The organism is Microbulbifer yueqingensis (genome assembly GCF_900100355.1).
Lineage (GTDB): Bacteria > Pseudomonadota > Gammaproteobacteria > Pseudomonadales > Cellvibrionaceae > Microbulbifer > Microbulbifer yueqingensis.
Genome location: NZ_FNFH01000008.1, coordinates 15,182 through 37,651 on the forward strand (window position 1 = coordinate 15,182; position 22,470 = coordinate 37,651).

Genomic DNA, 22,470 nt, shown 5'->3' on the forward strand with positions numbered 1-22,470 from the left:
CGCTAGTCCCGCCGCCCAAATATATCGGTGCCCACGCGCACCATGGTGCTGCCGGCCTCGATGGCGGCCTCCATGTCCGCGGACATACCCATGGACAGTGTGTCCAGCGGCGCGCCCGGCAGCTGCTCGCGCAGCGATTGCAGTAACGATGCGAGCGCCTCCAGGGGTGCGCGCTGTTCCGCCCGCTCCCCGCGCGGGGCCGGGATCGCCATCAGGCCGCGCAGGCGTATATTGGGCAGCTCGGCCACGGCCTGCGCGAGCTGCGGCAGCTCGCCCGGGGCCACCCCGGACTTGCTTTCCTCGGCGTCGATGTTCACCTGCAGGCAGACTTCCAGCGGGGGGAGCCCGGCGGGACGCTGCTCCGACAGGCGCCGCGCGATCTTCAGCCGGTCCACGGTATGCACCCACTGGAAGTGCTCGGCCACCTGGCGAGTCTTATTGGATTGCAGCGGGCCGATGAAATGCCAGCGGATTGGCAGGTCTGACAGCTCTGCCTGTTTCTCCAGCGCCTCCTGCAGGTAGTTCTCGCCGAAATCCCGCTGGCCAGCTGCAAAAGCCGCGCGCAGGGCGGAAGCCGGCTTGGTCTTGGAGACGGCCAGCAGGGTCACCTCTCCCTCGCCCCGCCCGCAGGCCCCGCAACATGTGACAATCCGCTCACGGACGCGATTGAGGTTTTCGGTGATCTCCGCTTTGCGCATATACTAGTCCGGTACCAGAAATGGGCGGATTGTACTAACAGAGTCAGGCGAAGGCATTCCCCGCCGGCCCAGTCACCGAATCGTATCCGCCGAGAACAATAAGGTAGCAGTATGGATATCACCGAACTCCTCGCCTTCAGCGCCAAGCAAAACGCCTCCGACCTGCACCTGTCCGCCGGGTTGCCCCCCATGATCCGCGTGGACGGTGACGTGCGCCGCATCAACCTGCCGCCCATGGAGCACAAGGAAGTCCACGCGCTGATCTACGAGATCATGAATGACAAGCAGCGCAAGGACTACGAGGAATTCCTGGAGACCGACTTCTCCTTCGAGGTGCCGGGTGTGGCGCGCTTCCGGGTCAACGCCTTCAACCACAACCGTGGCGCGGGCGCCGTGTTCCGGACCATTCCCTCCAAGGTACTGACCATGGAGGACCTGGGCATGGGCCAGGTGTTCAAGCAGATTTCCGACACCCCGCGCGGCCTGGTGCTGGTGACCGGTCCCACCGGCTCGGGTAAGTCGACCAGCCTGGCGGCCATGATCGACTACATTAACGACAACAAGTACGAGCATATCCTCACCGTCGAGGACCCGATCGAATTCGTGCACGAGTCGAAGAAGTGCCTGGTGAACCAGCGCGAGGTACACCGGGATACCCACGGCTTCGCCGAGGCACTGCGCTCGGCCCTGCGGGAAGACCCGGACATCATCCTGGTGGGTGAGATGCGGGACCTGGAAACCATCCGCCTGGCCCTGACCGCCGCCGAAACCGGCCACCTGGTATTCGGCACCCTGCACACCACCTCCGCGGCCAAGACCATCGACCGGGTGGTGGACGTGTTCCCTGCGGAGGAGAAGGCCATGGTGCGCTCCATGCTGTCGGAATCACTGCAGGCGGTGATCTCCCAGACCCTGCTCAAGCGCACCGGCGGCGGCCGGGTGGCGGCGCACGAGATCATGCGCGGCACCCCGGCGATCCGCAACCTGATCCGCGAGGACAAGATCGCGCAGATGTACTCGGCCATCCAGACCGGTGCCAGCGTGGGCATGCAGACCATGGACCAGTGCCTGCAAGAGCTGGTGGAAAAGCGCATCATCAGCCGCGATACCGCCCGCGAAAAGGCCAAGATGCCCGAGAATTTCTAACAGAGACGGCCCGGCGCGAGGGCCACAGGCCCTACAACCAACAAATAAATAGCGGTAACCACAATGGAAATCGAAAGACTCCTCCAGCTTGTCGTCGAGAAAGGCGCGTCCGACCTCTTCATCACCGCCGGCGTGCCGCCCTCGATGAAAGTGCACGGCAAGGTGGTGCCCGTGAGCAGCACCGCGCTGACACCGGAAAAGGCCCGCGAGCTGGTGGTGGGCGTAATGAACGAGAAGCAGCGGCGTGAATTCGCCGAGAAAAAGGAGCTCAACTTCGCCATCGCCGTGCGCAACGTGGGGCGCTTCCGGGTATCGGCCTTCTTCCAGCGCAACCTGGTGGGCATGGTGCTGCGCCGCATCGAGACCAAGATCCCAACCATCGATGGCCTGGGCCTGCCGGAAGTGGTCAAGGAGCTGGCGATGACCAAGCGCGGCCTGATTATCTTCGTGGGCGCCACCGGTACCGGTAAGTCCACCTCGCTGGCGTCGATGATCGGCCACCGCAACGAGAACTCCAAGGGCCACATCATCTCCATCGAGGACCCGATCGAATTCGTCCATCAGCACCGCGGCTGTATCGTCACCCAGCGCGAGGTGGGGCTGGATACCGAATCTTTCGAGGTGGCACTGAAGAATACCCTGCGCCAGGCGCCGGACGTCATCCTGATCGGTGAGGTGCGCTCGCGCGAGACCATGGACCACGCCATCGCCTTCGCCGAGACCGGCCACCTGTGCCTCTGCACCCTGCACGCCAACAATGCCAACCAGGCGCTGGACCGCATCATCCACTTCTTCCCGGCGGACCGTCACCATCAGCTCTATATGGATCTGTCACTTAACCTCAAGGCCATGGTGGCCCAGCAGCTGGTCCCCACACCAGATGGCGACGGTCGTCGCGCCTGTCTCGAGATCATGATCAATACTCCCCTGATGTCGGACCTGATCCGCAAGGGCGAGGTGCACAAGATGAAGGAGCTCATGAAGCGCTCCAACGAGCAGGGCATGCAGACCTTCGACCAGGCCCTGTACGAGCTGTACGACCGCGGCGAGATCACCTACGAGGATGCCCTTGCCCACGCCGACTCCGCCAACGACCTGCGCCTGATGATCAAGCTCAAGTCGGAATCCGATGCCGAGTACCTGAACGAGGCGGCGGGCGAGCTGAGCCTCGAGGGCGACCGGGACGACGGCCCCCAGGTGTTCTGATTGGACAGGCCGGTGCCGCTCGCGGGGCCGGTGCGGGTAGTCAGGCCATCTCGGCCAGCAACGCCTTCACCTGTCCCAGCATGCGACGACTGACGGCCGGGCGCACCCCGACCCCGTCGAGTTCGACCCGGTAACCCCCCTCCTCGCGGTGCAGGGCGCGGACATGCTGCGCTGCCACCAGGGCACCCCGGTGCACGCGCACGAACAGCCCGGCAAACTCCGCCTCCAGGTCACGCAGGGACTCGTCCAGCACGGTCTCGCCGCGCCCGTGGTGCGCGACCACATACTTGCTGTCCGCGATAAAACAGCGGATCTCCCCTACGTCCAGCAGCTCCACACCCAGGCGACTGACCGCGTGGATACGCCGGCGCGCCGCAGCGGGCACCGTCGGCGTGGCCGGCAGGCCCGCCAGCTTGCGCTGGGAGCGGTTCAGTTGCACCGCCTTATCCACCGCCGCCGCCAGGTCCGCCGCCGAGACCGGCTTCAGCAGGTAGCCCACCGCCGCGGTGGCGAAAGCCGGCAGGGCAAATTCATCGTGGGCGGTGCAGAAAATCAGTGCCGGGGGGGAATCCATTTGTGACAGGCGGCGGGCCAGTTGCAGGCCGTTGTCGCCGGGCATCTCGATATCCAGCAGCACCAGGTCCGGGTCGAGCCGCTCCACCTGCTCCAGCGCCTCGACCGCATCGGCCGCCTCGCCCAGCAGTTCGCAATGTTCCAGCTTCCCCAGCTGGCGCGCCAGCCGCGCGCGGGCCAGCGGCTCATCGTCAACGATCAGTACGCCCAGTTCGATCATGCCGGCACCCCTCCTGCGGCCTGCCCCTGCCCCGGGGAGAGCGGCAGTGCCACCTCCACGCGATAGCGGTCGCCGTCAGCGGCGGCATCCAGGCGGAAGCCCTGGGGGTAGTGCGCCGCCAGGCGCTGGCGGGTATTTTCCAGGGCCATGCCGTTGCCGCCGCGTGCCGTTGGCTCTTCACCCCCGGCGAGAGGGTTTTCGATGCTCAGCGCCAGCTGGCGGCCGTGGCGTGTGACCTCGACACGGATGCAGCCACCGCCGCGCAGCCGTGCCACACCGTGCAGCACCGCGTTTTCCAGCAGCGGCTGCAACAGCATGGAGGGTACCGGGGTGTCGGCGAGGCTCTCGTCCACCTGCCACTCCAGCCGCAGCCGCGGCCCCAGGCGTAACGCCTCGATCTCCATGTAGCGACGTGCCAGCGCCAGCTCCTGGGCCAGGGTCACCATCCGCGGCTCGGCGAGGCTGGCGCGGAACAGGGCGGAGAGCTCCTCCACCAGCCGCTCGGCCCGATCCGGGTCCACCGCGATCAGGCTGGCCAGGCTGTTGAGGCTGTTGAACAGGAAATGCGGCCGCATGCGGGATTGCAGGGCCTCGATGCGAGCGCCCAGCTCGGCGCGCTGCTGGTTACGCAGCTGCTGCTGTACATAGGCATAGCGCAGCACCACCCCGGCGCAGATGGCCCCCAGCAGCAGGTTGCCCGCCAGCGCCCAGAGATCCAGGGGCTCACCGGACAGCCGCGCCTGCCACCACTGCTGGACCAGCATCACCGTCGCCAGCACTGCCAGCACCACCGCAAAACTGGTGGCACCGGCGCGCCACCGAGGCAGCCGCGCCAGGCGGGGGCGCAGGCGGCACAGCAGCGCCGCAGCCGGCAGGATCACCCACTGGGCGGTGAGCGAGAAAAGCCCCAGGCGCTGCCAGCTGAACTCGCGCAGACCGTCCACCGCCAGCACCAGCACCACCGCCAGCAGCTCGCCCATCATCACCAGTACCGCCACGGCGGATACGCCGCACAGGTCCGGCAGGAACTGCGGATACGCAGAATCTTTCTCTTCGGGGGCTGTTTCGCGAATTTGCTGCGCTATAATGCCCGCCGGCCGCGCGGGCTGTGGGGAAGTCATACCACTTAACCAGTCTTCCGGGATTGTTATCTATTCTTGGGCCATCGCTGCCGCAACGCTGTGGCGCGGCGAGCGGTAGACAGCCAAGATACCGCCATCCCCCGCGCACTTCCACTACCCTGCGCACAGGCAGGCGCAACCGACACAGAGGCATCGTCACAGAGGGACTATGAGCAAAGACAAGACCGCTTCCGCCAACCCCGCCGCCAAGCTCTGGGGGGGCCGTTTCAGCGAGGCCACCGATGCCTTCGTCGAGCGTTTTACCGCCTCGGTGAACTTCGACCAGCGCATGGCGCTCGAGGATATCCAGGGTTCGCTGGCCCACGCGCAGATGCTGTCCGAGGTGGGCGTGCTGACAGAGGATGAGTACCGGCAGATCGCCGACGGCCTGCGGGAGATCGGCATTGAGATCGAGGCGGGTGAGTTCCCCTGGTCGGTACAGCTGGAAGACGTGCACATGAACATCGAGGCGCGACTGACCGATCGCATTGGCGCCACCGGCAAGAAACTGCACACCGGTCGCTCCCGCAACGACCAGGTGGCAACCGACATCCGCCTGTGGCTGCGCGGGCGCATCGACCAGATCGCGGCCGAGCTGACGCGCCTGCAATCCGGCCTGGTGGACCTGGCCGAGCGGGAAGCCGACACCATCATGCCGGGCTTCACCCACCTGCAGTCGGCGCAGCCGGTCACCTTCGGCCATCACCTGCTGGCCTGGAACGAGATGCTCACCCGTGACTACGAGCGCCTGCTGGACTGCCGCAAGCGGGTCAACCGCTCGCCACTCGGTGCCGCGGCACTGGCCGGCACCAGCTACCCCATCGATCGCGCGCGCACCGCCGAGCTGCTGGGCTTTGATGCCCCCACCGAGAACTCGCTGGACTCCGTCAGCGACCGCGACTTCGCCATCGAATTCTGTGCGTTTGCCGCGCTGCTCCTGACCCACCTGTCCCGCGCCAGCGAGGAACTGGTGCTGTGGACCTCGAGCCAGTTCGACTTCATCGACCTGCCGGACCGCTTCTGCACCGGGTCGTCCATCATGCCGCAGAAGAAAAACCCGGATGTGCCGGAGCTGGTGCGCGGCAAGACCGGGCGCGTCAACGGCCACCTGGTAGCCCTGCTGACCCTGATGAAGAGCCAGCCGCTGGCATACAACAAGGACAACCAGGAGGACAAGGAGCCGCTGTTCGACGCAGCGGACACCGCACTGGATTGCCTGCGCGCCTTCGCCGATATGGCGCCGGCGCTCAGGGCGAAAAAAGAAAACATGCTGGCCGCCGCGGCCAAGGGCTTCTCCACCGCCACCGATCTCGCCGATTACCTGGTGCGCAGGGGCGTCGCCTTCCGTGATGCGCACGAGATCGTCGGCCAGTCGGTTTCATTTGCCATCGAGCAGGACAAAGACCTGGCAGAACTCAGCCTGGCGCAACTGCAGCAGTTCTCCGACCAGATCGGTGACGATGTTTTTGAGGTGCTTACCCTGGAGGGGTCCGTAGCCGCCCGCGATCATATCGGCGGCACCGCCCCGGCACAGGTACGCGCCGCCTGCGAGCGGGCGAGGAAGCTGATTGCCGCCAGGGGTTAAACGGCGTTTTTGTAGGAGCGGCCCATGGCCGCGATTTTTTCAGGCGCAATAGAAGCCCGGACTGGTCGCGGCCAGCGGCCGCTCCTACAGGACAGGGATGATTTAAAGGTCGAGGTCCAGTGACACCGGCTCGCCCTGCTGTTCGCTCAGCACGCGGTCCAGCAGGGTCGGCAGGTCCTCGCCGGTGGTGGTGCACTTCCAGCCCGGGTTCTCAAACGCAAGATGGTAGCCACCGGAGCGGGCCGCCACCCACAACTCCCGGTTGGCAGTCTGGCGCGAGAGGATTACCTGGCTGCCATTGTCCTCCAGGGTCAGGGTCAGCACCGCATCCGCGCGCTCGTAGTCGATATCCCACTCGCACTCATCCAGGGCATCCTCGATCGCGATCAGGGTGCGCTCGATGGCCGCATCGAATTCCGTCTGGCTCATAAAAATGGTTACTTCTGTTACCGTGTACGATATGGATCTGAGGTGGCTATACTAGCAGGCTTTCAGCCGATATCCGCCAACCAGCTGCAGGAAGCCGCGCATGCTTCACAGATTTCCCGTCGCCATTTTATTTACTCTCGTATTTACGCTCGTCGCACTGGGCGGCTGCGGACAGAAAGGCCCGCTCTACCTGCCGCAGGACCCTGCACAACCCGCAGCCCCGGCCAGCGCAGCACCGGCGCCGGGCACCCCCCTGGTGCCCACCGCACCCACAGACACCGATGAGGTCCTGCAACCGGAACGCACAGCGCCGCAGGCAGGCCCGGTAACCGCATCACCGGAAGAGCCCGCAGGGGACACCGACCAAACCGAAACGCCGGAGCAGCAAGAAGCAGGAAAATGAGCGATTTCAGTTATCGCGAGGGTACTCTCTGGGCAGAGCAGGTCTCGCTGGAAAGCATCGCCGAGCAATTCGGCACCCCGACCTACGTCTACAGCCGTGCGCACTTCGAGCAGCAGTATCGCGACTACGCGGATGCCCTCGGCGATCATCCCGGCATGATCTGCTATGCGGTCAAGGCCAACAGCAACCTGGGTATCCTGTCGCTGTTGGCGCAGCTGGGGGCCGGCTTCGATATCGTCTCCGGCGGCGAGCTGGAGCGCGTCCTGCTCGCCGGCGGCGACCCCTCGCGGGTGGTCTTTTCCGGCGTGGGCAAGACTGCCGCCGAGATGCGGCGCGCCCTCGAGGTGGGCGTGCACTGCTTCAACGTCGAGTCCGACGCGGAGCTGGAGCGGCTCGATGCCGTGGCCTCGGAACTGGGTGTCATCGCACCGGTATCCCTGCGGGTAAACCCCGACGTGGATGCCAGGACCCACCCCTATATCTCCACCGGCCTGAAAGAAAACAAGTTTGGCATCGCCATCGACGGCGCGCTGGACAGCTACCAGCGCGCGGCGCAGTCCGCCCACCTGGAGGTGGTCGGTGTCGACTGCCATATCGGCTCACAGCTGACCGAGCTGTCCCCTTTCCTCGATGCGCTGGAACGCCTGCTGGTGCTGATCGACCAGCTGGCGGCCGAGGGTATCCAGCTGAAACACCTGGACCTGGGCGGCGGGCTGGGCGTGCGTTATCGCGGCGAAACCCCGCCCCCGGTGAGCGACTACCTGGGTGCCGTGAAGCAGCGCCTGCAGGGGCGCGACCTGGCCATCATCATGGAGCCCGGCCGCTCCATCGCCGCCAACGGCGGGCTGCTGCTCACACGGGTGGAGTTCCTCAAGCGCACCGAAGAGCACAACTTCGCCATCGTGGACGCGGCCATGAACGATAACCTGCGCCCCGCGCTCTACCAGGCCTGGCAGGACATCGTGCCGGTAAAGCCCAACAACGGCGAAGTGGAGATCTGGGATATCGTCGGCCCGGTGTGCGAGACCGGCGACTTCCTCGGCAAGCGCCGCGAGCTGGCGCTGCAACCGGGCCAGCTGCTGGCCCTGCTCTCTGCCGGCGCCTACGGTTTCACCATGAGCTCCAATTACAATTCACGCCCGCGCGCCGCGGAGGTAATCGTCGACGGCGACCGCACCTACCAGGTACGCGCCCGCGAGAGCATGGCCGACCTGGTCCGCGGCGAGACCGCCATACCGCCTACCGCCAGCGAGGACTGAACAGCCTATGCGCCTGAGATTCACCAAGATGCACGGGCTGGGCAATGACTTTGTCATGCTCGACGGCATCAGCCAACGGATCAAACTGTCACCGGACAAGATCCGCCGCCTCGCCGACCGTCACCTGGGGGTCGGCTGCGACCAGGTACTGCTGGTGGAGGCGCCGCGCAACCCGGAGGCGGACTTCCGCTACCGGATTTTCAACGCCGACGGCAGCGAGGTGGAGAATTGCGGCAACGGCGCGCGCTGCTTTGCCCGCTTCGTACGCGAGCGTCGCCTGACCGGCAAGCGCAGCCTGCTGGTGGAAACCGCCGGCGGCCTGCTGCAACTGAACATCGCTGACAATGACCGCGTCAGCGTGGATATGGGCGCGCCGATCCTGGAGCCGGCGGAGATTCCCTTCGAAGCCGACCTCCGCGCGGAGACCTACCCGCTGGAGGTGGAAGGCGAGACCTATATCGTCGGTGCCGTCTCCATGGGCAATCCCCACGCCGTACTGCTGGTCGACGACGTCGACAGCGCACCGGTTGCAACGCTCGGGCCCGCAATAGAAAGCCACCCGCGATTCCCCAACCGGGTCAACGTCGGCTTCATGCAGGTTCAGTCCCGGGACCGGATACGCCTGCGGGTGTTCGAGCGCGGGGTCGGGGAGACCCGTGCCTGCGGCACCGGCGCCTGCGCCGCCATGGTGTCCGCACGCCTGCGCGAACTGGTCGATGACACGGTCACCGTGGTCCTGCCGGGCGGCGAGCTGACGATCCACTGGAGCGCACCGGGCGAGCCGGTTACCATGACCGGGCCCGCGACCACCGTGTTCCAGGGGCAGATTCTTCTCTAGGCAGGTATCAAGAACAACCATGACGGAAAGCAGCGACGCCATCGAGGCCCAGGCCACCGAAGCAGAAAACCGCGAGAGCCCGAGGGACAAGAAAATCCTGTCGCGCCAGGTGGCCCGCTACCTGGTCCAGAACCCGGATTTCTTCGCCGACCATATGGAGCTGCTGGAGACCATCCAGCTGCCCAGGCAGAGTGGCAAGACCGTGTCGCTGATGACGCACCAGACCAACCTGCTGCGCGAGCGCAATATCGAGATGCGCCAGCGCCTCGACCAGCTGCTGCAGGCCGCGCGCGACAACGACCAGCTGTTCATGTACAGCCGGCGGCTGGTGCTGGCGCTGCTGGATGCACAGAGCGTGGCCGAGGCCGGCGATGCCCTGATGCGCAGTTTCCGCGACGATTTCGGCGTCGAGACCACCGCCCTTACCCTGTTCGAGCCGTTGCCGCCGGGCAAACGTGAACTCGGCGAGGTGCGGGCGAGCAGCCGCGCCGGCGCCGAAACCGCGGTGGGCCCGATCCTGCGCAACGGCCGCACCGTCTGCGGTGTGCTGCGCCCGGCAGAGCGGGAATACCTGTTCGGCAAGGAGGCAGCGGACCGGGTGGCGTCCGCGGCGGTTGTGCCGCTCGCCAACCAGCTGGGCATTCTTGCTGTGGGCTCGAGTGATCCCCAGCACTACAGTTCCAGCCTCGGCACGCTGTTCCTCTCCTATATCGGCGAAGTCCTCGAGCGCGTGCTCCCGCGGCTGCTCGACCAGGGCTGAGTGCCGATGCTGCTGCGCGACGCGGTCGACCGCTTCCTGCGCCACCTGGCCGAGGTGCGGCAGCTCTCCCCCCATACCCAGGCGGCCTACCGCCGCGACCTGGAACAGCTACTGCACCATGCCGGCGAGGATTCCGTCGACCGCATCACCGACCTCAGGGAAATGACTCTGCGCAGCTGGCTGGCCCGGCTGCACCGGCAGGGACTGGGCCCGCGCAGCCTGCAGCGCTGGCTGTCGGCGGTGCGCAGCCTGTGCAATTTTGCCCTGCGCCAGGGCTGGCTGGCGGCCAACCCTGCGGCGGGGTTGCGCGCACCCAAGCCGGACCGGAAACTGCCACGGGTGCTGGACGTGGATGCGGCGGGAGAGTTTGTGGAGAGCCCCGCCCGGGGGGATGGTGACGAGCGCCTGCAGCTGCGCGATCGCGCCCTGCTGGAGCTTTTCTACAGCAGCGGGCTGCGCCTGTCCGAGCTGACCGCGCTGGACTGGTCCCAACTGGACCTGGGCGCGGGTGAGGTGCGCGTGACCGGCAAGGGCGGCAAGGCGCGCGTGTTGCCGGTGGGCCGGCAGGCTCGCGAAGCCCTGCAGGCCTGGCGGCGGGTCGCGCCGCCGGGAAGCGACGAAGCGGTGTTTACCAGCCTGAAAGGCCGCCGCCTGGGCAACCGCGCCGTGCAGGCGCGGCTGGCACACTGGTCGCGGGCCGGCGGCGCCGAGCAGCGGGTTCACCCCCACATGCTGCGCCACTCTTTTGCCAGCCACATGCTTGAATCCAGCAGCGACCTGCGCGCGGTACAGGAGCTGCTCGGCCACGCCGATATCAGCACTACGCAGATCTACACTCACCTGGACTTCCAGCACCTGGCCAGCGTTTACGACCGGGCGCATCCACGGGCGAAAGACAAAAAGTCCGAGCCCGGCTAGGGGTTGTACCAGATGGGTGAGGTATAGGCGCGCTCCTGGATACTGGCGGGCACATCATCCGGCCGCTTCAGGCCGAAGTACCTCGCATCGTAGGTGGTCCAGCGCGGCGTCGGTATCTCGAGGACGCGCACGTAGTAGAAGGCGTTCTGGCCGGCATCGAAGTCGGGGTCTTTCCAGAATGCCTGCAGGAACGGGGCACCGATTGCGTTGGTGTAGGTGGCGTTCTTCACGTCTACCGTATTGCCCACCGGTTTTTTCGCCCGCCCGTCCGCACCTATCTTGCGGTCACCGGATACCGCCACATCGTAGATCCGTTCATGGGTCTTGCCCGCACTGTCGAGCCAGCCCTTGATGATCTGGATGCGATCCAGGTTCGCGCCGTCCGGGTCGCGCATCGCCCGCACCAGGAAGGTGGGGGCCTTGTCAGACTGCTTGAGGTCCCCGCCCATGGGGACCCCGTTGTCATAGCCATACTTGGCGAAGTCTGACCGGTAGAGGTCCTTGTCGGTAAAGCCGTAACCGGCAAAGACACGAACTATCGGCCGTGTCCCCGTCGTGGCGTACACCTCCCTACGGGCCATGGCATCCCAGAGGGCCTCGCGGGTATTTTCCCTGGCCCAGACCGCCGCGAGACCGGAGGCACTGGCCTGGTAGTGCCGGATTGCATAGTCGCGCCCCTGCGGGTCGGGCAGGTAACCGGTGATCCTCTCCTCGAAGCGGATCGGGTCCTCGCTCGGCTCCATCGCCGTGGCCTTGCCGAAGAAATTGTCCTCCCCGCTGGTGGCCAGCGAGGTATGGGAGTCGGTGCTGCCGATCATGCCGAATTTGAACGGGTTTTCGCCCAGTTTTTGCTTATAAACCAGCCCCTGCTTCAGGGCCTCGCGGGCGTACTCCCGCGGCAGCATGTCCTTTTCCTTGGCCGCACCGAAACTGCCCTTGTCCCAGGTTTCGAAATCGGCGAATTCATCGTTCGGCGAAAGCAGCGGATGGGTCTCCCCGTCGCCCTTTATCTGGGTGACCTCGTAGAGCGGCTCCCATTTGCTGCGGCGCTCGGCATAGTCCCGGTCCAGCGGCTTTTTCCCGCTGAGGGTGACGGTATCGAACATCAGGCCATTGGACAGGTTGCCGTTGTGCGGGATCGCCAGCACCTGCCCGCCGGTTTTCTCCTCATACCGGGCCATCCATCGCCACAGGTCCTCCGGGTCCTCCGAGTCATAGGCGGACATTGGAATAACCTGGTCGGCCTTGTCTTTGTTGTCGCGGAAGACGACATTGCGGTGCAGGTTGCTGCCATCGGGGCTGGAGGTCCACTCGAATCCGATCAGCGCCGTGAAGAGCCCCGGCTCATTGTGCTCTTCCGCCGCCTTCGTGATGCGGTGCCACATCGACTCCATCAGGCCGGCGATATTTTTAAGCGGGTCTTCCCGTTTAGTGACCGCCGCGCCCCACATCGCGTAGGCCTCGCCAGGCTTGCCTGCCCTGGTGAGATCGTGGACCCGCTTGCCCCATTCGCTGGCTAGCAGCCGTTTGTCGGACTCTTCGATCAACGGCGCCAGGCCGAGATTCTCGGCATGGTCGGCGACAACCAGGAAGTCGAGGGGGCGATGCAGGCGCGCGGGAACCCCGGTACTCGAGGTGACCGTCTCCCCTCTGGCGAAGCGATAGGCGGCATCCGGCCCCAGGGTATTGCCGAACATGCCGGCATCCGTGGAGTAGCTGGTATGCAGGTGGGTATCGCCAAAGAAGACCCGGTTCGGGAAATCCTGCTTCGGATAGGGCGAGTAATCGGCACCGGGCTTCGGCGCCGCCGGCGGCGAATCCTGCGCGAGGCTGCCGGCCGTTAAGAACAAAATGAGGACCGGCGCCACCAGTCCGCTGCGCATGGACATCCGCGACCTCCGTTCATGTACACGGCGCACCGCTGGCGCGCTCACAGCGCGCCCGAAACCAGCAGCGCCGGCCGACCGGGAATGCTCCGGTCGGTCAAGCACCGGCCGCTGAAAATGCGGGTTTCGCCGCCGGTCCGCGCGGCGGACGCGCCACAACAGAGCCAGGCTAACGCCTGCTCAGATCGGGCGACTGCCGTATTTGGGCTGGGGTTTGCGCGGGGGATCCGCGGTGACCTCCGGATCTATCTCACTGATGGCACCGCCACCGGCGAGGAACTCCTCGATTTCCCTTTCCAGCTGGCTGCGGGCCCGCTCGCGGGAAGTGATACTGCGTTCCTCGGCAAAGTCCTCGTTGTCCTTGCTGCGGGAACTGCTGCTCTGCTCTTCGTAACCATCAGTTTTCATTGCTAATACCCTGTAACTGCTACTCCTGTTACAGAGGAAGTACCCCTGTGCCGCGCTGTCCCGGACATGAGTCCGCACCGGACCGCACAACTTGTGGCTGCGCTGTTAGTCGCGGCGAATAATATATAGGCACTGGGAGGGAGCGGTGCCAGCTCGCGGGGAAGCTTCAGGTAGAGTTTTTTGAAGCGTTGCGGGTGGGGCCATATTGCTGCTGGTTATGCAAAATCGGGCGCCAGAATGTGCCCGCCAATCGTGCCAGTGACCAAAGGTTCCCTGGCCCCGGCCGCGGCACTTTATGCCGGCAACAACGAAAAAAGGCCCCGGAGGGGCCTTTTCGGGCAGTGGCGCAAGTTTCGTTGCGCCGCTTTCGGCGGGCGCGGAAGTTACACTGCCTCGCTGCCGGTCTCGCCGGTGCGGATGCGGATTACTTCCTGCAGCGCGGTAATAAAGATTTTACCGTCACCGATCTTGCCGGTCTGGGCGGCCTTGGTGATGGCCTCCACGGCGCTGTCCACCATGCTGTCATCGACCGCCAGCTCCAGCTTGACCTTGGGCAGGAAATCCACCACGTATTCGGCGCCACGGTAAAGCTCCGTGTGCCCTTTCTGGCGACCGAAGCCCTTTACTTCCGTCACCGTCATGCCCTGTACACCCACTTCGGACAGTGCGGTGCGCACGTCGTCCAGCTTGAAGGGCTTAACCACAGCCGTAATCAATTTCATCTTGTGTATTCCCCTGGTTTGAGGCCTGGAATCTGACCTGATTGCTTTATTCTGCCGGGCCGCGATTCAATCCCGGTCCCGGAAGGGCCGGCGGCAGAGCCGCCGGCCGCTCGCGGCGGGGCGCTTACTTGCCCATGAATTCGGGATAAGCTTCCATTCCGCACTCTACCAAGTCAACACCTTCTTGCTCCTCGTCCTCGCTCACGCGGATACCGGTGATGACCTTCAGCAGGAACCACACGGCGAAGGAGGTGGCGAATACCCAGGCGAAGATGGTGGCGGCACCGATCAGCTGGCCAGTGAAAGTGGAACCGTCATTGGTGAGCGGCACCAGCAGCAGGCCCAGCAGGCCGACAACGCCGTGCACGGAGATGGCGCCTACCGGGTCATCGATGCGCAGCTTGTCCAGGGTGACGATGGACAGGACTACCAGCACACCACCCAGGGCACCGAACAGGGTTGCCTGCAGCGCGGTCGGGGTGGACGGCTCGGCGGTAATCGCCACCAAGCCGGCCAGCGCGCCGTTCAGCAGCATGGTCAGGTCGGCCTTGCCGAACAGCACGCGCGCGGTGATCAGCGCGGCCACAGCACCACCGGCAGCGGCAGTGTTAGTGTTCAGGAATACCATGGCCACCGAGTGTGCGTTGGCGGCATCGCCCAGCTTCAGTACGGAACCGCCGTTGAAGCCGAACCAGCCCATCCACAGGATGAAGGTACCCAGCGTGGCCAGCGGCAGGTTGGCACCCGGAATGGCGTAGACCTCGCCGTTGGGACCGTACTTGCCCTTACGCGCGCCCAGCAGCAGCACACCGGCCAGGGCCGCGGCGGCGCCCGCCATGTGCACGATGCCGGAACCGGCGAAATCGGAGAAGCCCAGGTCCTCCAGGCTGTACAGGCCGAATACCTCGGCACCGCCCCAGGTCCAGGAGCCTTCCAGCGGGTAGATGAAGCCGGTGAGCACAACGGCGAACACGAGGAAGCTCCACAACTTCATGCGCTCGGCCACAGCACCGGAGACAATGGACATGGCGGTTGCCACGAACACCACCTGGAAGAAGAAGTCGGACGCACCGGAGTAGACCGAATCGCCGTCGAAACCGTTCTCCGCAGAGTCCGCCAGTACCGTATCCAGGCTGAACGCCTCGATGCCGGACAGCGCGAGGCTTCCGTCATACATGATGGCGTAGCCGGTCAGCAGGTACATGATGCAGGCGATGGCGAACAGCGCCACGTTCTTGGTTAGGATTTCCGTGGTGTTCTTCGAACGCACCAGGCCGGCTTCAAGCATTGCAAAGCCGGCAGCCATCCACATGACCAGTGCGCCACACACGAGGAAGTAAAACGTATCAATTGCATACTGCAATTGAAAAATCTGGTTTTCCATCTTTCGCTCCGTTCAATCCCGAAATTGTTGGAAATTGCTATAGTTTTAGTCTGCCGACGCGGTCATCGGCGGGTTAAATGGCTTCCGCCCCGGTCTCACCGGTACGTATGCGGATGACCTGCTCGAGGTCGGCCACGAAAATCTTTCCGTCGCCGATCTTGCCGCTGTGTGCGCCGGATCCGATGGCCTCCAGCACGGCGTCGAGCTGGTCGTCACCCACGGCGATCTGCAGCATCGTCTTGGGCAGGAAGTCGACCACGTATTCGGCTCCGCGGTAGAGCTCGGTGTGCCCCTTCTGCCGGCCGAAACCTTTCACTTCACTCACGGTAATACCGTTGACGCCCGCCTCGGCCAGCGCGTCCCGCACGGTGTCGAGCTTGAACGGCTTGATGATTGCGGTGACCAGTTTCATGCGTTTCTCCCCTTGCTATACCGGGTGGAGCGGCCCCGCTCGCCGGAGCGGGGCCCGCGCCTTAGAAGGTGTAAGTGGCACCGGCGAGCACAGACGGCTCACACCAGTCCAGGCCATAACATTCGCTGTCGCTGATGTCGGTACCGACCAGCGAAGCGGTCAGGCTGAGCCCGCCGAATTCCTTGCCTACTGAAACCGAGTAGTCGATGTAGGAGTCCGCCTCGAACAGGAAGCCCTCATCGTCGAATACGTTGGCACCAACGTGGAGATCCAGGGTCATGTCGGCCGGCAGCGCGAAGCTGTACTCGGCGTAGGGATAATAGAAGGCACCGGTGCCGGCCCAGTAGTCGTCGGAGTAGGCCAGGCCCAGGGTGAGGTCGGAGACGCTGACGCTGCCGTACACCTCCTGGTAGTCCTCGTCCCAGTCGCTGCCGTGATAGGCGTAGTAGATGTAACCCACGTCGTAGCTCACGGTGGAGCTGATCTCGCCGGCATAGCCCGCGTAAAAGTCCTGCTCAATCGAGGTTTCGTCATCCCCGTAGGCGAAGTCCACCTGCGAGGCCCAGGTGCCCGCGTACAGGCCGTTGCCGAAGTCCAGGTCGACACCGCCCTGCAGGGCCGGGCTGCCGTCGGTCTGGGAGATACCGCGGAACTTGTAGTCACTTACCACACCCACGTTGGCACTGGCACTGATACCGCCCTCTGCGGCATTGACGGTAGTGGCGGTACCCAGGGCGATGGCGCTGGCTGTCAACATGGAAGCAATTTTTTTCATATTCATTCCCACCTGATTTCTCCTTGGTCTCTGTGATTTTCTCGTCAGAATTATTCGGTGCAGTCTGCTGTCAGCTTCGGGCGACCGCCACGGAGGTAGGTGTGGCCCCTGATCTTCTTGTATGCCTTGTGAGCAATTTCCTTGCCCGCTGGCTGAAATAATCTGCAGTGGTCTGCAGTGGTGCATCTGCAGGGTTGATGCCAACTTTGCAAAACGCCGCCAGATCAATGGCTTACGGTAAACTTGAGGATGCGGGAGGAGCGAACAGGAAAAGAGTGCCCCGCGGGCGTGCACCACAATGCACCGGGCATCGGGGCGGCGCACCCAATTGGGGAGGGGGCAGGTGCACGCGAACCATGACGGCGCATAGGGCGGAATTCCCGGCCGGCGCCATCGCTTTTGGCGTTTCCGGCGCTGGGTTACAATCCGGGATTAACAGGAAGCAGTTTTTTAGGAAGGAATTGCACGTGCCAGCGGATAAATTGCAACAGTTACTTCACGAACTGCAACAGCAGGGCGCGGTAATCAGCGGCGACCTGCGCGACGCGCTGGGTGTCGCGCTCAACCGCCTGCCGCTGGTGAGCCAGGCGGAGTTCGATACCCAGGCGGCCATCCTCGAGCGCACCCGCCAGAAGGTGGCGCGACTGGAAGCCCAGCTGGCGGAAATCGAGCGCCAGCTACAGGAACAGCACCCGCCCGGGGACACAGACTGACGACTGGCAGTCACCCCGGGGAACTCGCCATTCAAGGATGAAACCGTGAGCCTCTCTGTCACCTACACCCGCGCCCAGCTGGGTGTCTCCGCCCCGCCGGTCACCGTCGAGACCCACCTCGCCAACGGCCTGCCGGCATTCAATATCGTCGGACTGCCCGAGGCGGCAGTGCGCGAGAGCCGCGACCGGGTGCGCAGCGCACTGGTCAACAGCCACTTCGAATTTCCCCAGCGCCGCATCACCGTCAACCTGGCGCCGGCAGACCTGCCGAAGGAAGGCGGCCGCTACGACCTGGCGATTGCGCTCGGCATCCTCGCCGCCTCGGGCCAGGTACCCGCGGAGTCACTGGCCGATACCGAATTCATCGGCGAGCTGGCGCTGACCGGGGACCTGCGCGAGGTGCCGGGTGCCCTGCCGGCGGCCATCGCCTGCACCGACGCCGGGCGCAGCCTGGTGCTGCCGCGCGCTTCTGGCCCGGAGGCCGCACTCGCCGGCGGCGAGGTGCTGGTAGCGGACAACCTGCTGCAGGTGTGCGCCCACCTCCACCGCCGCGAGCCCCTGCCAGTGGCCGTGCAGCCGGGGGACGCGACACCGCCGCCGGTGGACGACCTGGCCGATGTGCGCGGGCAGCTGCGCGCGCGGCGCGCGCTCGAGATCGCCGCTGCGGGCGGCCACAACCTGCTATCGTCATGACCTATTAGCAGACCTTTTCACTGACTATCCGTCCATCTATGATGCTCGTTTCACCAATGCAAGGATTAAGCTATGTGGGACACGTTTAAGGACATTTTCAAGGGGCTTGCTGAGGGACTTAGAACTGATGACGAAGGGCGTACAAAGGCTACTGAAGCAGTTATGAATAGTGACATGCCACCTGACCGGAAGGCGGACTTTGTCGAGCAAGCAGAGAATCATCGCCACCAGGAGAACTCATTGAAAATCGTTGGCGCAGTAGCCGTCGTCGGCGTGGGCGGCTGTTATGTCGCGTACAAATATAATGAAAACAATTCTCAAGGCGATACTTCCATCGAAGAGAGTGGAATTGCAGCTCTGATCGACGATTGATCAATTGTTAGGCACTATAAATCGATGCCTCTTGACGGAACCACATAAATTAATTTTTTAAAAGCACTGGTATGGTGAGTAAATCGCTCATTTGGAAATTCTTACTGGTAGTGGCAGCAGGGGGCGCAGCCCTAGATCGCTCTCAATCAACGTTTCATTCAGGTGAGCGCCAACCTGCCTCCGAGATTCTCTCTGCCGAAGTCATTAGGATCGTTGATGGTGACACCATCCATATCCAGGGAGCAGACAAGCAACCCATTAAGATAAGACTGGCGGGGATTGATTGTCCTGAAAGAGATCAGCCTTGGGGCGACACCGCCACTAGAGCGCTATCCCGGTTGGTGACTGGTCAAGTAGTAGACATAGCTGTGGTAGACATTGACCGATATGGCCGCACAGTGGGAAGAGTTTTCTTAAGAGATCAGAATATCAACAGGGTAATGGTAAAGGCAGGCAACTGTTGGGCCTACACACGCTATGTCAGAGATTCCAAGTTACTCGAGCTGGAGAAGGAAGCCCAGCTAGCTAATCGAGGCCTGTGGAGCCAGCCTAAGGCTAACCAGATTCCCCCGTGGGAATGGCGCCGTCATAAGTAGATCTGACCTATCCCCCTAGGTGCTATTTGGCACTAGGGGAGCTTCTTAGCTTGATCTAGAGAGGCCCCCCTACATGATAAGCCATACTGATCACTTGGCCTCCGCCTCTGGGTGCCTTAAAGGCGGTCGAGGTGATATGCTCAGCAGCGTTATCGCATCAAGGTTGTTAAGGCAAACCCCGCGACAAAGAAATATCTACAGTACAAAATCATGAAAGAAAAAGAGCTTAGACGTTACGGCAGGAGGTTCATAAGCGCTCTCTATCCGTACCTCAAGAAAAATTACTCTGTTGAAATGGACATTTATCCGACAGTATCGGAGGGTGGGGTTTTAGAGTTCAACATCAACCAAAAAAGCAATCGCGTTAGGGTACACGAACCGTTTAGGACACTGAGTACGGCTATTTCAGAGCTTCGACCAAACTTTATTCAAGGAAACAGTGACAGGGTTGAATTTGGTGGCACAAACCTGTTCATGGATAATAACAAAGTACTCGTAGTGAAAGCCGATAATGAGCCTAGCTCATGGAATAACCGCGCAGCTGCTGATGATGTGAGAAAGATAGTTGCTTCCTTTGCGGAGCAAAAAAATGGCTGAAGACAAGAGCAATTATAACAATGAAGTGATCGGCCAATTAAATCCTAATATATTGAATCTCGAGCGGCGACTGGGAAAACTCGAACAAGATGCCGGCTTAACGCGTTGGGAGCAGCTGTTCAGTCAAAAGCCCTGGGTTGTCATTACCGGAATTATAGTAATTATGGGTGGAGGCTGCGGCTGGATATTAGCATATCAGTCTAGCCAACACGGAAGTGAACTCACCCGCCTGCATAAGCGAATCGACTCTCTCAAAGAAGATAACAAGGCTAAAATTGCGTGGCTCAAGGAGTCGCATGAAAAAGACTTAAGTTCAGAATCAAAGAGCTGCAAATTCGACCTAAAAGTTCTTCGAAAAGAAAAAGATACATGCGAGACAGAGCTTACGAAACTGAACAAAAAGATAGCGCGGTTCAGCGCAGAAATCACTACCAAGCAAAAACCTTCAACCGGTAATACAGCATCCCTATAGAGAAAGCATGTTGGCGTAAGGATATAACGTGAATATAAATCGACACACTTCGCATCCGTCTGCTTTTATAAGCTCTACGTTTGTAGACTTACGACCTGAACGACTAGCGGTTGCTAGCGCCCTGAATGAATCCGGATTAAATGTCAATGCCCTAGACATCCAGCCCGCATCAAATGACTCATCTAAAAGAAAGATTTTAGAAGGAATTAAACAGAGTGACTTCGTCGTTCTCATTATTGGCGACAGGTATGGCACTATTCTTCCCGAAATGACGGGAAGTCCGTCGTTGAGCATTACTCAATGGGAATATCAAAGAGCGAAGCAACTTCAAAAGAATATTCTTGTTTATTTTAAGGAAGGCGAAAACCTGTTATCGGACGATCTGACAGATCCCGCCTACAAGAAGAAGAGACTTCTTTTTCAAAAGTTCAAAAATTTGGTCACCTCAAACCACAATCCAAAATTCTTTCATTCGGAAGAACAACTTGTTAAGGAAGTTCAATCAGCATTAATTCCTATATACCGAGAAGGCGTATTAAATCTTCTCACAACGAATACTCGGCTAAAAAGCGAGATAGAGCAGCTTAGAAGCGACCTGTCATCAATAAACCGCCCGAAGATCCCTGAGAGCCAACGTAATGCGCTAGCCAATATTATGAATACCAGTGATTATGGACTATCCGATTCGGATAAAGGGTATTTTAGTCAAGCAACCAAAAACATCGAAAATCGACTTCTTGGGCTAGCGGACCTCGCACGCAAAGACGACAAGGAAAACTAAATCGCAAACAGATAGTTCTTGCTGATATTGGTTTTCTGCTCTCTCAGAGAGAGCCCGTAGTTTTCTGAGCACGAAACTACATATTTATCAACATTGCGAAGTATTTGACCTACAAATACTCTTTCCCAAATATCTTTTTGAGCGTAGTCATTGTAGAAGGTCGGTTCTTCGCCGAGAAATCCCTCTTCACATAGAAGCTTTATGTCATGGTCTGCCCTACTAGAGATGTAGTCGCTTGCCATTTCTTGAAGCAGCGCGTTCTTTTCAACAACACCTCTATTATTGATTTGCTTTCGTAGCTCAAAATCAAGCCTCTTGAGCTCTCTATGGTTCTTGGAATTGGGATAGACATCATCTAGCTTCGATTTCAGCTGAGCAAACAATTGATACACCCCGCTTAACTCTTGTTCCCTCGTATGCCTTGAGTCGAATTGACTACTTTTCTCAAGAATATGCTGAGAAATGAGAACTCTGTATTTAGCTCTGAAATACACAGAAGCTAATCCACTTTGCGAGTTCTGCTTATCTGAATAGCCAGACTTCACAGATTTAGACTGCTCTCTAGCCAACTCATCCTCTATCCGTAAAAACTCTTCATCGTGCCAATCGTATATTTTTTGGCGACCCTCCCTTGTCAGCGGGAATTCAATCCAATGAGTGTATCTATCAGATAAGAGTCTGTTCTGAATGGTTGCGATATTTACTTCTGATGGAGATAGGTCACTTACGTCTAACTCAACTGCATGAATCCCCGCTTCAGCTATTAACGTTCGCTTTATGTCATCAATCCTGTGGGTACACTTAACCTCAATAGCGAGCAGCCCAACAGCAGTATCAAAAACGACATCGGGCGTAAATTTATCACTAATCGATCGGTCTTCTGTCCGAGCATTGCATAGCTTCCATTCTTTAGATGGCGCAACTTCAAAAGGTCGGATCTTCTTTTTTTTGTAATCTTTAAAGAAGTGCAATTTTGGGATCAATCGTATACGGTCTTGCTCACTTAGCAGCTGTTTCGTAAGCATATGTACAATGCTTTCTTGAGCCGCCTGCGGATTCGTACACTTAGCTTCGCTATTGACTGCTACATCATGTCGGAAGTATGAGTCAATTTTCGCTTTTGGATGACAAGCTATTAGCGATCCTTCACATCCTGGACATACACAATTGCAGTCTTGTCCATTAGGCACTTCATCTACATGCTTCCATTTACCTGAGCCTACTTGCACGGCCCAACGTAATTCACTTTCTTTGTAACGTTTGGATTCCATCCACTTTTCCTCCCTGCACTGTATGCCAGTACATTCGATGATAGGTTTGGAGAACTGAATGTTTACTGAACAAGAGAAAGCAGGCCGTTAGGCGCAGACTTAAGCCTTTAGTGGCGGCGCAGTGCTCTTCGAGCTCCTGCCTCTAATAAAGTAAAGTTTGCGAGACACCCCCAAAGTGGGCAAATGACATGTCTTAAAATTCGTACTAGAATGAAGTCTCGCAAACACTAGG

25 protein-coding genes and 1 pseudogene are annotated in these 22,470 nt (G+C 61.0%); 15 read left to right on the forward strand and 11 right to left on the reverse strand.

Annotated elements, in window-relative coordinates:
* Positions 1-2: 2 nt before the first annotated feature.
* Positions 3-698 (reverse strand): YggS family pyridoxal phosphate-dependent enzyme, encoded by a 696-nt coding sequence (locus tag BLT26_RS15050; protein WP_091516487.1) that lies wholly within the window; start codon positions 696-698, stop codon positions 3-5.
* 111 nt (positions 699-809) lie between these two features.
* Between BLT26_RS15050 and BLT26_RS15055 the strand changes: the two genes are divergently transcribed.
* Both BLT26_RS15055 and BLT26_RS15060 read left to right on the forward strand, forming a co-directional pair.
* A complete protein-coding gene (locus BLT26_RS15055; RefSeq protein ID WP_091516490.1) occupies positions 810-1,844 on the forward strand; it encodes a type IV pilus twitching motility protein PilT in 1,035 nt (344 codons plus the stop codon).
* Between the two features lie 63 nt (positions 1,845-1,907).
* The gene (locus BLT26_RS15060; RefSeq protein WP_091516494.1) at positions 1,908-3,050 is read left to right on the forward strand and encodes a PilT/PilU family type 4a pilus ATPase; all 1,143 of its coding nucleotides are present in this window, start codon (positions 1,908-1,910) and stop codon (positions 3,048-3,050) included.
* Between the two features lie 40 nt (positions 3,051-3,090).
* Here BLT26_RS15060 and BLT26_RS15065 read toward each other — a convergent pair whose 3' ends face one another.
* Both BLT26_RS15065 and BLT26_RS15070 read right to left on the reverse strand, forming a co-directional pair.
* Entirely contained in the window at positions 3,091-3,843 is a 753-nt protein-coding gene (locus BLT26_RS15065) for a LytR/AlgR family response regulator transcription factor (protein WP_091516498.1), read from the reverse strand.
* Positions 3,840-4,964 (reverse strand): sensor histidine kinase, encoded by a 1,125-nt coding sequence (locus tag BLT26_RS15070; protein WP_091516502.1) that lies wholly within the window; start codon positions 4,962-4,964, stop codon positions 3,840-3,842. The genes BLT26_RS15065 and BLT26_RS15070 overlap by 4 nt, the downstream gene beginning before the upstream one ends.
* A gap of 169 nt (positions 4,965-5,133) precedes the next feature.
* Between BLT26_RS15070 and argH the strand changes: the two genes are divergently transcribed.
* A complete protein-coding gene (gene argH, locus BLT26_RS15075; RefSeq protein WP_091516505.1) occupies positions 5,134-6,549 on the forward strand; it encodes an argininosuccinate lyase in 1,416 nt (471 codons plus the stop codon).
* Positions 6,550-6,651: 102 nt separating this feature from the next.
* On the opposite strand, the gene cyaY is transcribed toward argH, so the two are convergent.
* Positions 6,652-6,978, reverse strand: coding sequence for an iron donor protein CyaY (gene cyaY / locus BLT26_RS15080; RefSeq protein ID WP_091516509.1), 327 nt, complete (start codon positions 6,976-6,978; stop codon positions 6,652-6,654).
* A gap of 100 nt (positions 6,979-7,078) precedes the next feature.
* On the opposite strand from cyaY, the gene lptM reads away from it, so the two are divergent.
* The 5 genes from lptM to xerC are packed head-to-tail and all read left to right on the forward strand — an operon-like array spanning position 7,079 to position 11,156.
* Positions 7,079-7,381, forward strand: a complete 303-nt coding sequence (gene lptM / locus BLT26_RS15085; RefSeq protein ID WP_091516512.1) for an LPS translocon maturation chaperone LptM — start codon at positions 7,079-7,081, stop codon at positions 7,379-7,381.
* Complete coding sequence (lysA, locus tag BLT26_RS15090) at positions 7,378-8,640, forward strand: diaminopimelate decarboxylase (RefSeq protein WP_091516522.1); 1,263 nt, start codon at positions 7,378-7,380, stop codon at positions 8,638-8,640. The genes lptM and lysA overlap by 4 nt, the downstream gene beginning before the upstream one ends.
* Positions 8,641-8,647: 7 nt before the next feature.
* Entirely contained in the window at positions 8,648-9,478 is an 831-nt protein-coding gene (gene dapF, locus BLT26_RS15095; RefSeq protein WP_091516525.1) for a diaminopimelate epimerase, read from the forward strand.
* A 19-nt stretch (positions 9,479-9,497) separates the two neighbouring features.
* Entirely contained in the window at positions 9,498-10,238 is a 741-nt protein-coding gene (locus BLT26_RS15100) for a DUF484 family protein (protein WP_091516528.1), read from the forward strand.
* 6 nt (positions 10,239-10,244) lie between these two features.
* A complete protein-coding gene (gene xerC / locus BLT26_RS15105) occupies positions 10,245-11,156 on the forward strand; it encodes a tyrosine recombinase XerC (protein WP_091516530.1) in 912 nt (303 codons plus the stop codon).
* Here the strand turns inward: xerC and BLT26_RS15110 are convergent.
* From BLT26_RS15110 to BLT26_RS15135, 6 genes are all read right to left on the reverse strand, one after another.
* A complete protein-coding gene (locus BLT26_RS15110) occupies positions 11,153-13,045 on the reverse strand; it encodes a DUF3604 domain-containing protein (protein ID WP_091516533.1) in 1,893 nt (630 codons plus the stop codon). The two genes, xerC and BLT26_RS15110, sit on opposite strands and share 4 nt — an antisense overlap.
* A 177-nt stretch (positions 13,046-13,222) precedes the next feature.
* Complete coding sequence (locus BLT26_RS15115; protein ID WP_091516536.1) at positions 13,223-13,450, reverse strand: hypothetical protein; 228 nt, start codon at positions 13,448-13,450, stop codon at positions 13,223-13,225.
* Positions 13,451-13,833: 383 nt separating this feature from the next.
* Positions 13,834-14,172, reverse strand: coding sequence for a P-II family nitrogen regulator (locus tag BLT26_RS15120; RefSeq protein ID WP_091516539.1), 339 nt, complete (start codon positions 14,170-14,172; stop codon positions 13,834-13,836).
* Between the two features lie 124 nt (positions 14,173-14,296).
* Positions 14,297-15,556: an ammonium transporter gene (locus tag BLT26_RS15125; RefSeq protein ID WP_091516542.1), complete on the reverse strand. Its 1,260-nt coding sequence runs from the start codon at positions 15,554-15,556 to the stop codon at positions 14,297-14,299.
* 73 nt (positions 15,557-15,629) lie between these two features.
* A complete protein-coding gene (locus BLT26_RS15130) occupies positions 15,630-15,968 on the reverse strand; it encodes a P-II family nitrogen regulator (RefSeq protein WP_091516545.1) in 339 nt (112 codons plus the stop codon).
* Positions 15,969-16,029: 61 nt separating this feature from the next.
* Positions 16,030-16,743, reverse strand: coding sequence for a TorF family putative porin (locus tag BLT26_RS15135; RefSeq protein WP_245720731.1), 714 nt, complete (start codon positions 16,741-16,743; stop codon positions 16,030-16,032).
* A gap of 467 nt (positions 16,744-17,210) precedes the next feature.
* On the opposite strand from BLT26_RS15135, the gene BLT26_RS15140 reads away from it, so the two are divergent.
* The 7 genes and pseudogenes from BLT26_RS15140 (at position 17,211) to BLT26_RS15160 (ending at position 20,967) form a co-directional block, all read left to right on the forward strand.
* The gene (locus tag BLT26_RS15140) at positions 17,211-17,456 is read left to right on the forward strand and encodes an accessory factor UbiK family protein (protein WP_091516840.1); all 246 of its coding nucleotides are present in this window, start codon (positions 17,211-17,213) and stop codon (positions 17,454-17,456) included.
* Between the two features lie 45 nt (positions 17,457-17,501).
* Positions 17,502-18,140, forward strand: a pseudogene (locus BLT26_RS15145) (magnesium chelatase domain-containing protein); the annotation flags it as partial.
* An 81-nt stretch (positions 18,141-18,221) separates the two neighbouring features.
* Positions 18,222-18,521, forward strand: a complete 300-nt coding sequence (locus BLT26_RS15150) for a hypothetical protein (protein WP_091516556.1) — start codon at positions 18,222-18,224, stop codon at positions 18,519-18,521.
* Positions 18,522-18,592: 71 nt separating this feature from the next.
* Complete coding sequence (locus BLT26_RS16770) at positions 18,593-19,117, forward strand: thermonuclease family protein (RefSeq protein ID WP_091516560.1); 525 nt, start codon at positions 18,593-18,595, stop codon at positions 19,115-19,117.
* 210 nt (positions 19,118-19,327) lie between these two features.
* Positions 19,328-19,714: a hypothetical protein gene (locus BLT26_RS16395; protein ID WP_139169605.1), complete on the forward strand. Its 387-nt coding sequence runs from the start codon at positions 19,328-19,330 to the stop codon at positions 19,712-19,714.
* A complete protein-coding gene (locus BLT26_RS16400) occupies positions 19,707-20,186 on the forward strand; it encodes a hypothetical protein (RefSeq protein ID WP_139169606.1) in 480 nt (159 codons plus the stop codon). Before BLT26_RS16395 ends, BLT26_RS16400 begins: the two co-directional genes overlap by 8 nt.
* A 28-nt stretch (positions 20,187-20,214) precedes the next feature.
* On the forward strand, positions 20,215-20,967 hold the full coding sequence (locus tag BLT26_RS15160; RefSeq protein ID WP_091516563.1) for a DUF4062 domain-containing protein: 753 nt from the start codon (positions 20,215-20,217) through the stop codon (positions 20,965-20,967).
* Here BLT26_RS15160 and BLT26_RS15165 read toward each other — a convergent pair.
* Positions 20,964-22,238: a hypothetical protein gene (locus BLT26_RS15165; protein ID WP_139169609.1), complete on the reverse strand. Its 1,275-nt coding sequence runs from the start codon at positions 22,236-22,238 to the stop codon at positions 20,964-20,966. The two genes, BLT26_RS15160 and BLT26_RS15165, sit on opposite strands and share 4 nt — an antisense overlap.
* Between the last annotated feature and the right edge of the window lie 232 nt (positions 22,239-22,470).